The 13,242-nt window shown below is 70.0% G+C and carries 14 protein-coding genes and 3 pseudogenes; 5 read left to right on the forward strand and 12 right to left on the reverse strand.

All coding sequences use genetic code 11. The features are described from left to right. The first annotated feature begins 376 nt into the window (after nucleotides 1-376). A complete protein-coding gene (locus ACTMS9_RS28450; RefSeq protein WP_441149431.1) occupies nucleotides 377-1,087 on the forward strand; it encodes a hypothetical protein in 711 nt (236 codons plus the stop codon). Between the two features lie 264 nt (nucleotides 1,088-1,351). Further along, entirely contained in the window at nucleotides 1,352-1,651 is a 300-nt protein-coding gene (locus ACTMS9_RS28455; protein ID WP_441166470.1) for a transposase, read from the forward strand. Here ACTMS9_RS28455 and ACTMS9_RS28460 read toward each other — a convergent pair. From ACTMS9_RS28460 to ACTMS9_RS28470, 3 genes and pseudogenes are all read right to left on the reverse strand, one after another. Then, nucleotides 1,599-1,868, reverse strand: a pseudogene (locus tag ACTMS9_RS28460) (thiopeptide-type bacteriocin biosynthesis protein); the annotation flags it as partial. The gene ACTMS9_RS28455 and the pseudogene ACTMS9_RS28460 overlap by 53 nt on opposite strands. Next, nucleotides 1,753-2,037 (reverse strand): annotated as a pseudogene (locus tag ACTMS9_RS28465) (thiopeptide-type bacteriocin biosynthesis protein); the annotation flags it as partial. The pseudogenes ACTMS9_RS28460 and ACTMS9_RS28465, both read right to left, overlap by 116 nt. Nucleotides 2,038-2,163: 126 nt before the next feature. Further along, the gene (locus tag ACTMS9_RS28470) at nucleotides 2,164-2,718 is read right to left on the reverse strand and encodes a hypothetical protein (protein WP_441166442.1); all 555 of its coding nucleotides are present in this window, start codon (nucleotides 2,716-2,718) and stop codon (nucleotides 2,164-2,166) included. Nucleotides 2,719-3,807: 1,089 nt separating this feature from the next. Here ACTMS9_RS28470 and ACTMS9_RS28475 point away from each other — a divergent pair. Continuing rightward, nucleotides 3,808-4,725, forward strand: a complete 918-nt coding sequence (locus tag ACTMS9_RS28475) for an ATP-grasp domain-containing protein (RefSeq protein ID WP_441166443.1) — start codon at nucleotides 3,808-3,810, stop codon at nucleotides 4,723-4,725. Nucleotides 4,726-4,843: 118 nt separating this feature from the next. Here the strand turns inward: ACTMS9_RS28475 and ptsP are convergent, their stop codons facing one another. From ptsP to ACTMS9_RS28515, 8 genes are all read right to left on the reverse strand, one after another. After that, a complete protein-coding gene (gene ptsP / locus ACTMS9_RS28480; RefSeq protein ID WP_441166444.1) occupies nucleotides 4,844-6,511 on the reverse strand; it encodes a phosphoenolpyruvate--protein phosphotransferase in 1,668 nt (555 codons plus the stop codon). Beyond that, a complete protein-coding gene (locus ACTMS9_RS28485) occupies nucleotides 6,504-6,785 on the reverse strand; it encodes an HPr family phosphocarrier protein (protein WP_210778996.1) in 282 nt (93 codons plus the stop codon). Before ACTMS9_RS28485 ends, ptsP begins: the two co-directional genes overlap by 8 nt. 43 nt (nucleotides 6,786-6,828) lie before the next feature. Then, entirely contained in the window at nucleotides 6,829-7,869 is a 1,041-nt protein-coding gene (locus ACTMS9_RS28490) for a zinc-dependent dehydrogenase (protein ID WP_441166445.1), read from the reverse strand. Then, on the reverse strand, nucleotides 7,869-8,336 hold the full coding sequence (locus ACTMS9_RS28495; RefSeq protein ID WP_441166446.1) for a PTS sugar transporter subunit IIA: 468 nt from the start codon (nucleotides 8,334-8,336) through the stop codon (nucleotides 7,869-7,871). The genes ACTMS9_RS28490 and ACTMS9_RS28495 overlap by 1 nt, the downstream gene beginning before the upstream one ends. Then, complete coding sequence (locus tag ACTMS9_RS28500) at nucleotides 8,329-8,637, reverse strand: PTS lactose transporter subunit IIB (RefSeq protein WP_109943748.1); 309 nt, start codon at nucleotides 8,635-8,637, stop codon at nucleotides 8,329-8,331. Before ACTMS9_RS28500 ends, ACTMS9_RS28495 begins: the two co-directional genes overlap by 8 nt. A gap of 5 nt (nucleotides 8,638-8,642) precedes the next feature. Continuing rightward, nucleotides 8,643-9,818, reverse strand: coding sequence for a PTS mannitol transporter subunit IICB (mtlA, locus tag ACTMS9_RS28505; RefSeq protein WP_210778999.1), 1,176 nt, complete (start codon nucleotides 9,816-9,818; stop codon nucleotides 8,643-8,645). A gap of 64 nt (nucleotides 9,819-9,882) precedes the next feature. Next, a complete protein-coding gene (gene pfkB / locus ACTMS9_RS28510; protein WP_441166447.1) occupies nucleotides 9,883-10,827 on the reverse strand; it encodes a 1-phosphofructokinase in 945 nt (314 codons plus the stop codon). Continuing rightward, nucleotides 10,824-11,585, reverse strand: coding sequence for a DeoR/GlpR family DNA-binding transcription regulator (locus ACTMS9_RS28515; RefSeq protein ID WP_210779001.1), 762 nt, complete (start codon nucleotides 11,583-11,585; stop codon nucleotides 10,824-10,826). The genes pfkB and ACTMS9_RS28515 overlap by 4 nt, the downstream gene beginning before the upstream one ends. Nucleotides 11,586-11,957: 372 nt before the next feature. Between ACTMS9_RS28515 and ACTMS9_RS28520 the strand changes: the two genes are divergently transcribed. Together ACTMS9_RS28520 and ACTMS9_RS28525 are read left to right on the forward strand one after the other, a co-directional pair. Then, nucleotides 11,958-12,407, forward strand: coding sequence for a MarR family winged helix-turn-helix transcriptional regulator (locus tag ACTMS9_RS28520; protein WP_441166448.1), 450 nt, complete (start codon nucleotides 11,958-11,960; stop codon nucleotides 12,405-12,407). A 13-nt stretch (nucleotides 12,408-12,420) separates the two neighbouring features. Continuing rightward, a complete protein-coding gene (locus tag ACTMS9_RS28525) occupies nucleotides 12,421-12,876 on the forward strand; it encodes a MarR family winged helix-turn-helix transcriptional regulator (protein WP_441166449.1) in 456 nt (151 codons plus the stop codon). A 246-nt stretch (nucleotides 12,877-13,122) separates the two neighbouring features. On the opposite strand, the pseudogene ACTMS9_RS28530 reads toward ACTMS9_RS28525, so the two are convergent. Next, nucleotides 13,123-13,236: pseudogene (locus ACTMS9_RS28530) on the reverse strand (Rieske (2Fe-2S) protein); the annotation flags it as partial. Nucleotides 13,237-13,242: the final 6 nt, after the last annotated feature.

Below are 13,242 nucleotides of genomic sequence, written 5' to 3' on the forward strand. Positions count from 1 at the left end.
CTCAGGCCGGCGTGTCACCAACACCGCCAACGTTTGTGGTCAGAGCACTAGACGCAAGTTGGTCGTACGCCGGCATGGTGTCGCATCATGTCGGCCAGCAGGGCATCCCCAGCTTCTTCGAGTCCATCACATGGCGGGCTCAGCTCACCATCTGACGTCAGATGTTGATTTGTTGCACGCGCGATGATCGGTGCAACTGACCCATCTCATGCCACGTTGCCACCCCATCATTGGCTGCGAGAACAGCTGACCAGCTGTTTCGTCGCCGACCTAGACGGCGTCGAGAAAGAAATTCAGGATGTGGGAGGGTCACATGAACGTCGGAAGTACACTTGGCCGGCGCCTCGCAACGGCGGTGGTTAGCCTGACAGCAGCAATGATCGGCATGGTGGCCTCCGCCGCACCAGCGCAGGCCGCCTACTACTCATCCACGGTAGTGTCCGGCGTGAACCTGCGGCCTTGCGTCGACACCAACAACGGTAACTGCAGCCCCGTAGGTACGACCGGAAGCTCCACCACCGCGAAGATGGAATGCTGGCGAGACGGTTCCTGGGCAACCGGCGCCTACTATTCCAATCGCTGGTTCTTGCTAGAGCTGAGCGACACGCGCGAAGGGTTCGTGCACAGTTCGTATGTAGGAAGCCAAACCGCCGTACCGAACTGCAACGACCTGCCCCGAGTCCGCGCCGCCGACTGGGCGATCGCACAGATCGGTCAAACCCGGGCATCAGAGGCTTACTGGTACTCGCCATACGATTGGAGGCCCGGCGAGCTTGGTGAGTGGTCCGGCGACTGCGCGAAGCTTCCCACAATCGCCTACCGCAATGCAGGCGTGAACTACTACCTGGCAAATGCCATCAACCAGTGGAACTACTACGCCAACGCCGGACTCACCCGCTCGGGAATCCCGCGCTACGGTGACCCAGTCTGGTGGAATGAAACCCAGTGGGGCCACACCGCGATTTACATCGGCGGCACAACGGCGGTCGGTACCCAAGGGCTGGATGGCCAATGGAAGCCCGTCGCCCGATACGACATCTACTCGCATGCGAACTATCTGGGGTGGGCGAAGGTCTCCTCGCCCTAGATGTACTCCTAGGGAGATTGGTTGAGGCCGTGTGACGACACGGTTTGAATCTGCGCGATGACGAAGGCCTCCGGTGTGGAGTGGAGCTGTCGAGAACCACTCCGCCAACCAGGAGGCTTTCGTGTCCTACCTCACGCCGCTTTTGACGTTTGGCCTGATCAGGAGCTTGACGCCAGTTAGCGGCTGGCGTGTCTCATCACAGTCCTGCCATCTCCGCACCGGACCGGGCCTCGCGTCCCCACGGTGAGGAGAGAACGCATGTCCATGCTGGCAGAACCCGGGGTCGGCCCGATCGTCGCCGCCACCGTGCTCACCGCCTGGTCCCACCCCGGACGCTGCCGCAACGACGCCGCCTTCGCCATGCCCGCCGGCACCGCACCCATCCCCGCCTCATCCGGCAAAACCGTCCGCTACCGGCTCGGCCTGACCAGTGCGGATCGGGCAGGCCGAAGATGGCTTCCCGGGCCGCTTGGGCGAGGGTGGCTTGGGTGGTGGCGGGTAGGCCGAGCCTGTTCCAGTGGAAGATCACGTGCAATGCGATTACTGCCCGTAGGCCACGGGTGAGGTTGCCCCTTTCCCGTTGGCGGTGTAGGGCTGCGCCGGCGGTCTCGAATGCGGCGTGCCAGTCGCCGGTGGTGCGAGGCGCGCCGAGCAGCAGGCGCCGAACGTCTCCGGTGAAGCTCTCCCACGTGGGGGCATCGGTTGCGGGTGCCTGGTTGAGGTGTGCTGCGCGCTGCTCGACGACTTGTGCCCATACGTCGCCTTGCTCGTTGAGGTCCAGTGCTGCTGCGCGCATTCAGGGCGGTGCACAAGATGAGTGAGTGTTCGCGCCGGGTGGTGGGGTGCTGGTGGAGGTGGGTGAGGAGGTGGCGGCTGTCGTGGTGGAAAAGCGTGTGCGCGGTGGTCATGGCGTCGTGGCCGCCGAACGCGTGGGTTTCGGGTTCGTAGATGTCGCCGGTCCAGTTGACCCCTTCGGTGAGTAGCCGGCGGGCCTGGTCTCCGCTGTCTGGGCTGTTCGTGGGGAGGTAGCGGGCCTCGCCAACAGCGGTCCGATCTCGCCTTCTAGCCGCTGCCGCTCACCCGCGGGCCCGCCGCTCGTAGGAGACGACGGCATGGGCGAGCCGGTTTTTAGCCAGTAACAGCCAGTCCGAGTTGTGGCTGCCGAGTGAGAAGTTGTCCCGGCCGGCCGGATCCAGATCCACGGACGACACGTACTCGAACGCCTGATCGTCGTCCCACGACGTCGCCCGCAGGCCGAGCGGCTCCGGCCAGAACCGGCCCAACGTGCCATCGCTGAGCAGCAGCACCGGCGACTTCCGGACCGGGCCGCGTGCCTCTCGGTCCGAGTCCCGGATGCCGCTCATGTCCACGATCACCCAGCAGCGGCGGCGGGACACCACGGCGTACCGGCCGCCCTGCGGATCACGGTACGGCGGCCAGAGCATCCTGCGCTTCGGCTCGACGCGCACGAACTCCTCGTTGCCGAGTTCGGCCAGCCGTTCCGCTGCCTCCAGGCACAGGTCACGGACCTTCTCGTCCTCCTCCCGCAGCTGCTGCCGCTTCCTCGCGGCCTCTCGCTCTTCGTACTCGTTCTGCCGGTGGATCGCATTGATCGCGTCATCGAGGCTCACCTCGCTGAGCGTAATGCTCCGCGTACAGGCGTCAACCGAGCGTGATCCGACCTCGCTTCGATCAGGTCAGGGCGTGTCGGAGTGGCACGTCACGGAGTTGGAGGTCGGCTGGCCGCCCGGCCTGCCCGGCGACCGGCTCTGCGCCCGCCGAGCGGGCACCGTGATCGAGCTACGCTCGTCCGCCGGCTCGTGCAGCGTCACCCGGACCGCATCACCGAGCTGCGGCACGGGGAGCGCGGCACGCGGGTACGTCCAGTAGCAACGCTGAAGGCGCACCACCGCGGTCCCTCGAACTCGTGCTCGTCGACGAGCTGCCGCACCGACCACCGCCGCCAGCCCATCCACCACCGGCCGCGGTAAGTGATCTTCCAGTAATCCCACCAGGTTGCGAACCGGGCCGTCTGGATGAGCTCGTGTTCGACCGGTTGCGCCCCCATGACGTCGGCGACGGGATCGACGGGCAGGTCGGCAGTCCATGGAGGAGCGTCGCGTTTCCCCAGGTCAGGATCACGAGCCAATCGCCATTGCTCCCAATCTGCTCCCAATCCAAGGGGCAAGACGGCGGAAGCCCGTTACCGGTGGTTCCGGCGACGGGCTTCTGACCTGCATACATCTATGGTGGGCGATACTGGGATCGAACCAGTGACCTCTTCGGTGTGAAGCAGGACGCTCCGCCCGCTCTGACCTGCGAAAACGGAAGACCGCAGGTCGCGGCGTACGCCGTTGGGCGCCATTCGGTGCCGTTGAGTGCAGTTCAACGCCGTTCAGTGCACCCGGCTGCTCCCAACCTGCTCCCCCGATTCCCGCCTCATTCGGTCAGCCGGGACAGTCTGCCTAACGCAGGCCCCCCCGGGGGTACGAGACGAGCGACCCGACGACAGTGGGAACGGACGGTGACGAGCGCGCTCGCGGACACCGCGTTTTGTCAGCGGCATGAGGATGCAACTGGTGCCCAGGAGCGTCGTGTGCCGCGACGCCTCAAGACGCTCGCTCGGTGGGCGGTGCGAGGGTGGCAACGCGCCCCTCCCATCGGGTGCGGAGAGGATAATCAGGCGACGGCAACGTAGCGGATCCTCAGAATCGTCAGTCATGACCACCGCCGTCCCGGCCGCTGACTTCCTGGTGCTGCCGCCGCGCCTCGACAGCACCGCCGAGCTGCTTGCTGAGTCCGCCCGGCGACGAGGCCTGGCAGTGGAGCACCTGCCCAGCCCGTCAGTACCAGTCCAGCTGCGGCGGGCCCGGGGTGGGCACCTCTATGGCGGACCGACCTTCGCTGCTGCGGTCGCCCCGGACCTCGGCCTGGCGATGCTCGAACCGGCCGACGACTGGCTGGTGCAGCTGCCGTACGAGTACACCCGCCGCGACATCACCCTCACCACCCTCGGCGACGCACGCTGGTCCCGCACGCCGATGTTCGTCAAGCCGCCCCGAGACAAGACCCTGACGGCCGGCGTCTACGGCGAAGGCTCCCGCCTGCCCCGTGCCGAGCGCTACCCCGCCGACACTCCAGTGTTGGTCAGCGAGATCGTGACGTTCCTGGTGGAGTACCGGCTGTTCGTCCTCGACGCCACAGTGCACGCCGCTAGCCGTTACGCCATCAACGGTCGGCTCGACCCGGCCCCACTCGACGCCTGCCCACACCGCGCCGCCGTGCTCGAATTCGCCGCCAACCTGCTCGACGCCTGCGCTGACAGCCTGCCCAGCGCCGTCGTCGTCGACGTCGGTCTGGCCAGCAACGCCGACCGCGGCGACGAACACTGGGCCGTGGTGGAGGCGAACATGGCCTGGTTCAGCACAAGCTACGCCGCCAACCCCGACCACGTCCTCGACGTGGTGCTTCGCGCTGCCGGACCACGCCACCGCCTGACTCCCCGCGACCATGCGTTCACACGACCGCCCACCCCTTCGGATAGCAGCCCCACGATGACCAACATCGCCAACACCGTCCGCCTCGACGCCAGCCATGTCACCGCCGAGGAGGCACCCGGACAGCGTCGGGGACAGTGACGAACGCCGGCAGGGCGCGCCCGGTGCGCGGTCGGGCGTTGCAGGTTTGCCGGCCAAGACAGCCGTCGGAGATCGTGTCACACGGGAGATCTCCGACGGCTTCCGGCGCGCTGCCGGATCAGTCCGACATTGGCCTGGCCTCGCTCCGGACGGTGGCCCGTGCCTGCTCGGCATCCTCGGCGGCCAGCGCGAGCTTGGCCAGTCGGGCGCAGTCGGCAAGGGTGTGCGCGGCCAGCGCCGCCCGCACGGGCGCCAGGGCCCGCGGTGACATCGACAGGCTGGTCACGCCGAGGCCGGCGAGCACCACCGCGAGCAGCGGATCGGCGGCCGCCTCACCGCAGACGCCGATCGGCTTCCCGGCTGCGCCCCCGGCGGTCGCGCAGGCGGCGATCAGCTGCAGCAGCGCCGGCTGCCACGGATCGAGCAGCTCAGCCAGGTCGCCGCACTGCCGGTCGGCGGCGAAGACGTACTGGCTCAGGTCATTGGTGCCGATGCTGAGGAAGTCGACCTCGTCGAGCAGTTGCGGGGCGCGCAGCGCCGCCGCCGGCACCTCCACCATGACGCCGACGTTGCTGATTCCGGCGGTGCGCGTGATCATGGCGAACTGGCGGGCCTCGGCGGCGGTGGCCACCATCGGCGCCATCACCCGGACGTCGGCGCCGGTCCGCTGGGCGGCCAGGTCGATCGCTTCGAGCTGGACCCGGAGCACCTCGGGTCGGCGTCGGGCGACCCGCAGACCACGGACGCCGAGGGCCGGGTTGGGCTCGCCGGCCTGGTCGAGGAAGGGCAGCGGCTTGTCGGCGCCGGCGTCCAGCGTCCGGATCACCACCGGGCGGCCCGCCATCGCCGCGAAGACCTCGGCGTACGCCCGAACCTGCTCGTCCAGGCCGGGCAGCGTGCTGCGGTCGAGGAAGAGCAGCTCGGTACGGAAAAGCCCGACGCCCTCGGCCCCGGCGGCCTCGTCGCCGCGCAACTGGGCCGCCGAGCCGATGTTCACCAGCAGCTTCACCGCGCGCCCGTCGGCGGTGCGGCCGGGTCCCCGGCTCGGGGTGGCTCGATCGCGCCGAGCGGCCACGGCGGCGCGAGTGGCCGCCACGAGCGCCTCATCGACATCGGTGAGGACCTCGCCGGAACCGCCGTCCACCCGGACCACCGTTCCCTCGGGCACGCTCAGCGCGCCGGCGCAGGAGACCACCGCGGGCAGGCCGAGTGACCGGGCCAGGATGGCGGTGTGGCTGGTCGGGCCGCCCGCCTCGGTGACCAGTGCGAGCACCTGCTCCGGGTCGAGGTCCGCAGTGTCGGCCGGCGCGAGATCGCGCGCGGCCAGCACGTACGGGTGACCCGGGGCCGGGACGCCGGGCATCGGCCGCCCGAGGCTCGCGGCGACCGCGCGGTCCCGGACGTCGTCCAGGTCGGTGACCCGCTCGGCGAGGTAGCCGCCGGCCGCCTGGAACGCCCGGCGGTGTTCGGCGAAGGCGTCGGTGATCGCGTGCGCGGCGTCCCGACCGCCCCGGATCACGTCGGCGATCGTCTCGCGCAGGACCGGGTCTTCGGCCATCATCGCCTGGGCCCGGAGGATCTCGGCCGCCTCCGGCCGCCCCGCCGCATCGGCGCGGCGGCGCAGCTCGGCGGCGACCGCGGCGAGGGCCGAGTCGGCCCGCGCCAGCTCCGCCTCGACGTCGGCGACGGCGGTCGGCTCCGGCAGCCGGGGCGCCGGGGCCACCCGCAGCAGCGGACCGGCGGTCACGCCGGGGCTGACCCCGATGCCGGTCAGCCGCTCAGGCATCGACCGGCTCCTCGTCGAGGTTGCGGCGCAGCAGGTCGGCGAGCGCGCCCAGGGCGGCCTCCGCCCCGTCGCCCTCGGCGGCGAGGATCAGCTCGGTGCCGAAGGTGGCACCGAGTGACAGCACCGAGAGCATGCTGCGGGCGGGAACCGGCCGGCCGCCCGGCCGCCGGACGCTGACCGCGACCGGCTGGGCGGCGGCGGCCGCGACGAAGAGGGCGGCGGGGCGGGCGTGCAGCCCGCTGGTCGACCCGACGGAGACGGTACGTTCGGGCATGACGACTCCTAGGGGTGGATGGATCCGGGTGGATCCGAGCCGATCAGGGTTCGATAGTGACTTTGATGCCGGCGCCGCGGGAGACGATGTCGAATGCCTCGAGGGCGTTCTCCAGCGGCAGCCGGTCCGTGATCAGATCCGCGACCGGCACCGCACCGCTGGCGATCAGCTGCAGCGCCGCCTTGTTGTGCGCCGGGCTGGACCCGTTGGCGCCAACGATGGTGACCTCGCGGTAGTGCACCAGGTTGGCGTCGAGGGCGATGACCGGCTTGTCCTTGGGCAGGCCGCCGAAGAAGCTGATCCGGCCCTGACGGCCGACCATCTGCAGTGCCTGCTCCTGCGCCGCCCCGGAGGCCGCCGCGGTGATGACGACATCGGCTCCGGCGCCGTCGGTCAGCTTGAGGACCGCGTCGACCGGGTCGGTCTCCGCAGCGCAGATCGTGGCGTCGGGCGAGACGAGCGCCGCCGCCATGTCCAGCCGGTCCCGGTTGAGGTCGACCAGGGTGACCCGGGCGGCACCGCGGGCCCGGGCGAGCCGTACGTGCAGGCAGCCGATCGGGCCGGAGCCGATGACGACGACGTCGTCACCCTCGCCGACCCGGGCGAGTTCCTGGCCGTTGAGGACGCAGGCCAGCGGCTCGGTCACCGACGCCTCGGCGAAGCTGACTCCGTCCGGGATCCGGTTCAGGCCGTCGACGGCGAGCACCTTGGCCGGGACTACCATGCACTGGGCGAAGCCGCCGTCGTAGTGGTAGCCGATCGACTCCTGGTTGGGGCAGACGGTCATCCGGCCGCGGCGGCACTGGTCGCAGCGCCCGCACGGGATCGCGGCGATGACCTGGACTCGGTCACCGGGTTGCCAGCCGGTCACCTCGGCGCCGACCTCGATGACCTCGCCCGCGACCTCGTGGCCCATCACCCGTGGCGGGTCGATGTGGTGATGGCCGAATCGCCAGATCTTCACGTCCGTGCCGCAGGTGGAGCAGTTGCGTACCCGGATCTTGACCGCGCCCGGTCCCGGGGTCGGTTCGGGTGCGTCCTCGATCCGCACATCACCCGGAGCGTGGAAGCGAACAACCTTCATCAGTCTGTCTCCTCGTCGACCGGCGTGAGCAGCCGGAGAATCTCGTCGGCCTCGGTGGCCTCGCGCAACGCCTGGGCCCGCTCCGGATCCAGCAGGACCTCGGCCAGCTGGGCCAGGATCGCGACGTGACCGTCGCCGCGGGCGGCGATCGCCACGCAGAGCACGGCCTGCTCGCCGCCCCAGTCCACGCCGGCGGGGAAGCGGAGCACCGCGAGCGCGTCACGGTGTACGGCGTCCTTGCCGGCGAGCGTGCCGTGCGGGATCGCCACCCCCTCCCCCATGTACGTCGAGACCGACCGCTCCCGCGCCAGCATCGCCTCGACGTAGGACGGGTCGACGGCCCCGATCTCGACCAGCACCGCACCGCTGCGCTGGATCGCGTCCTCCCGGTTGGCGGCGGTCTCGTCGAGCCGGATCGCCCGGTGGTCGAGCAGCGCGGCAAGGTCCCCGCTTGCCACCTCAGCCATCGACCGCGCCGCCGTTCTTGACCGCGGCGACCACCTTCGCCACCGCCGGATCGCCGATGAACACCTGGAACGGCACGATGACCTTCTCGGGCGCGTTCGCCCGGGCACGTGCGGCCAGCCCGGTGTGCACGACGACCAGATCGGCGTCGGCGGGGATGTGATCGACCTGGGTGTGCTCCACGGCCACCGAGTGCTTGCTGAGCTGTTTGCGCAGCTGGCTGGCGAGCATCACGCTGCTGCCCATCCCGGCGTCGCAGGCCACCACGATCTTGTGGATGTCGCTTCCCTGAATTGTGCTCATCTGGTTCACGCCTCCGAAGCTGCGGTGGAGTTTGCGGTTGCGGCCGCCCCGGCGGTCTGGCGCGGCGCCTCGCCGCCCGGCGGGACCGTGGCCTCGGCGTCCCCGGTGCCCGGCTGTTCTGCCTGGGCGTCGCCGTTGAGTCGACCGAAGCCGAGCAACGCCGCCGCCACGAAGAAGGTGACCGCCGCCGCGATCAGGATGCCGAGGACGACTCCGAACCAGCCGCCACGAGGCGTGACGGCGGCGTAGGCGAAGACGCTTCCCGGTGACGGGGTGGCGACCAGGCCGGCACCGGTGATCATGAAGGTGCCGACCCCAGCGGCGCCACCGGCGATCATCGCGAGGATGAGCCGCGGCTTCATCAGCACGTACGGGAAGTAGATCTCGTGGATGCCGCCGAGGAAGTGGATGATGATCGCGGCCGGGACGCTGGGGCGCAGCGCGCGGGGCCCGAAGAACAGGAAGGCCAGAAGCAGCCCCAGGCCCGGGCCGGGGTTGGACTCGATCATGAAGAGGATAGACTTGCCCGTCTCGGTCGCCTGCGCGACACCCAGCGGGCCGAGAACGCCGTGGTTGATGGCGTTGTTGAGGAAGAGCACCTTCGCCGGCTCGACCAGGACCGAGGCGACCGGCAGCAGGTTGTGCCCGACGAGCCAGTCGACACCGTTACCGGCGAGGGTGGTGATGGAACGGACGACCGGGCCGATCACCCAGACCCCGACCAGCGCCATGCCACCGCCGATGATGCCCGCCGAGAAGTTGTTGACCAGCATCTCGAAGCCGGCCTTGATGCGGTGCTCGAAGGCGTTGTCGAAGAGCTTGACCAGGTACGCGGCGAGCGGGCCGATCATCATGGCGCCGAGGAACATCGGCACGGTGCTGCCGACCACGATGCCCATCGTGGCGACGGCACCGACGACGGCGCCGCGCTGGCCGTGCACCAGCCGGCCACCGGTGTAGCCGATCAGCACCGGAAGCAGGACGGTGATCATCGGGCCGACGAGCTGGGCGAGGTGGGCGTTGGGTATCCAGCCGGTGGGGATGAAGAGCGCGGTGATCAGGCCCCAGGCGATGAACGCGCCGATGTTGGGCATGACCATGCCGGCGAGGTAGCCGCCGACCCGCTGAATGCCGGCCTTGATGCCGGTACCCGTGACGGCGGGGGTGTAATCCGTGGCCATGGGAGGCCTCCTGTTCGACTGCCGGCTGAATTGCCGGTGGTGGGGGGGTTGGGGGTTGGGTCAGTCAGTCCCGGGCGAGCAGTTGCCGGACCAGGTCCGGCCGGTGGTGGATGTGGACGTGGTCGCGACGCAGGTCGTCGGGCCGGGGCATCCGGCTGCCCGGCAGGCTGACCGCCGCCGCGGCCCACGCGAGGCCCTCGGCGAGCGCCTCTGCCCCGGCGGTACCGCCGGCCAGGAAGCCGGCGAGCAGGGCATCCCCGGCCCCGACGTTGCTGCGGGGCTCGGCGACAGGTGAGATTCCGGTGATGACGCCGTCCTCGTCGACCAGCACGGCGCCCTCGGCGCCGAGGCTGGCCAGCACCGCCTGGGCACCCAGGGCGCGCAACTGCTGGGCGGCGGCGACGACGTCTTCGGTCGAGTTGACGGCCCGCCCGGTGGCCTGGGCGAGTTCCTCCCGGTTGGGCTTGATCAGCGCCGCTCCCGCGGCCGCGGCGGCGACCAACGCCGGGCCGCTGGTGTCGACTGCGAGCCGGACGCCTGCTTCGATCAGTCGGGAGCAGAGCTCGCTGAACTCCTCCACCGGCAGGGACGGCGGGATGCTCCCGCAGACCACCGCCCAGTCGGCCGAGCCGGCGGCGGAGAGCACCACCTCGACGACCGCCTTCAGCTCGGCGCCGGAGAGCGCTGGACCGGGCTCGTTGATCTTCGTGATCGTGCCGTCCGGCTCGGCCAGCGTGATGTTGGACCTGGTCCGGCCGGCAATCGGTACGGCGATCATGGGTACGCCCTCCGCCGCCAGCAGCCGCACCAGCTGCTCCCCCTCGGGGCCGCCGCACGGGATGACCGCCCGCGACGGCACGCCGTTGGCGAGCAGGGCCCGGGAGACGTTGACTCCCTTACCGCCCGGGTCGAGGTGTGCGGGTGCGGCGCGCAGCACCTCGCCCCGCACCAGGGACTCGATGGCGACGGCCCGGTCCAGGCTCGGGTTGAGGGTGACGGTGAGGATCATGCCCGGATCACCTCCGGACCGGCGTGCTGCAGCTCGCCTGCGGCGGCGGCGCTCAGCCCGGTGTCGGTGATGATGAGGTCGACGTCCGCGAGTTGGCCGAAGCGCGCGAGGTAGTCGTCGCCGAACTTGGTGTGGTCGGCGAGCAGAACCGTACGCCGGGCCGAGGCGATCATCGCCCGCTTGACGGCGGCCTCGGCCGGATCCGGCGTGGTGAGCCCGCGCTCGACCGAGCAGCCGTTGGTCGCCATGAAGGCCACGTCGACGTAGATCTGGGAGAGCGCCTGCATGGCCCAGTCGTCGACCGTCGCCATGGTTCGGCTCCGGACCCGGCCGCCGAGCATGATCACGTTGAGGTTCGGTCGGGCGGCCAGCAGGGTGGCCAGTGGCGGGGCGTTGACGATCACGGTCAGCTCGCGCTCCGTGTTCAGCACCTGGGCCAGCCGCCCGGTGGTCGAGCCGGCGTCGATGATGATCGCCCCGTCCTCCGGGACCTCGGCGAGCGCGGCCTTGGCGATGCGCTCCTTCTCGGCGGTCAGCACCGCGTCCCGGGCGGCGAGCGCGGGCTCGAAACCGAGGCGTTCGACCGGGATCGCGCCGCCGTGTACGCGGCGCAGCACCCCCGCACGCTCCAACGCGGTCAGGTCCCGCCGGATGGTCTCGCTGGTCACCGCCAGTTCCTCGGCCAGCACCATGACGTCGACCCGGCCCTGGGCCCGGGCTCTGCGGAGGATCTCCTGCTGCCGTTCCTCGGCGTACATCGCTTGGTTTCACCGCCGTTTCGATGTGACTTCCTCTGTGTTTACGCCCGATCGTGTTGGATCGTCAAGAGGTCTCACCCGCCAACTCCGCAAGTTTGACCGAAGCGGTACCTGAGATTGAGGAACAGATCGATATATCTCGGCACATACCGGCGAGCCGCGGGCGAGCACGCCGAAAGTTCTGGTTCAGCCTTCCGGCCGTGGCACCGACCAGCGTTGCGAAGGCTCTCCACGTGGCGATGGACGGAGCCGCAATCGCACTCCACAGCGCGGCACCTCCCGTGACGGCCACGGCGAATTTCGCCGACTCACGCGACTGCACAGCCGGGCAATGGAACGCGAATGACATACCTTCCATGGACATTGAGAGACGTGAGCTCACCGGACGTTGCGACAGGCCGTCTACTGTGGCAGGTAACCACCCTCTGGCGGGCGGCCGTGGACCGGGCCGTCGGCCCGCTGGGCCTGACCCACGCGCAATACTCCCTGCTCGGCTCCCTCTACGGCCTCAACCGCCAGGGGCGGCAGCCCAGCCAGCGCGAGCTAGCCGACTACGCGGGACTCGACCCCGTCTTCGTGTCCAAACTCGCCAAGGCGCTCAGCGCCGCCGGCCTCATCGCTCGCACCGACCATGCCGACGACCCACGCGCCTTCCAGCTATCGCTCACCGAGCACGGCCAAGCCGTTGTTCAGCAGGCCATCGGCATCGTGCATGCGCTACAGGCCGAACTCACCGCACCCATCGGCGGGCCGCACAGCGCCCGCAACCGAGAACTCGTCGCCACCCTCACCACCCTGCTCGGCGCCGCTCGGCACCGCTGAAGGGAGTACCACGATGGTCCAGCCCTCGACCGCCCCGCCGCCGCTGACCGGCCAAGCCGTCGCCGAAGCGCAGGGCGCCCTCGCCGCGCTGATGGCCGCGGTCCTCGACGGATCCGGAATCAGCCCCACCGAATACGTGACGATGCGTGCCGTGGCGCTGCGTGGACCGTGGGACGGCCCGGACGCGCTGGCCGCCTTCCTCGCCGACCAACCCCAGCTCAACCTCAGCGCCACCGCGGCCGCACGGCTCGTCGACGGACTCCGGGAACACGGCCTGATCACCACTGACCAGACGGTGGCGCTCACCGCCGCCGGAGCCAACACACACGCCCGGCTGACGGCCAGGCTGGCCCCCGTGACCGCGGACCTCTACACCGGCTTCGACGATGACGACCTCGCCACGGCCCAACGCGTGCTCGCCGCGCTCACGAAGCGGGCCCAAGAGCTACGCCGGCGTACACAGGGCTGACCGGGGCCGCCCTCCCAATCGACGGCCGGGAGGGCGCCGGTAGCAGGCCCGCCTGGTGGCGAAAACGCAAATCCTGGACTCCGGGGTGGCCGCCTGACAGCCTAGACCGCGCAGTCAGCCACTTCCAGCGCAAAGTGGACACCGCTGCGAAGGGGGCAACGGGCGCCCCCGACTCGAGGTATCGCGCCCCGTCACGGCGGGCCACTACAGTGCCAGGAAGTCCGGGGCCGAGACGTGCAGCGCGGGTCAGGCCAGGGAGATCTGGTCGCCGGTGAGCTTGATCTCCCTAGGCGGGAGCGGCCGCGTGGCCGGGGGCGTGTTGACCGAGCCGTCGACGATGGAGAACTTGCTGCCGTGGCAGAGATC

The organism is Micromonospora sp. L31, from assembly GCF_052068075.1.
Classification (GTDB): Bacteria; Actinomycetota; Actinomycetes; order Mycobacteriales; family Micromonosporaceae; genus Micromonospora; species Micromonospora purpureochromogenes.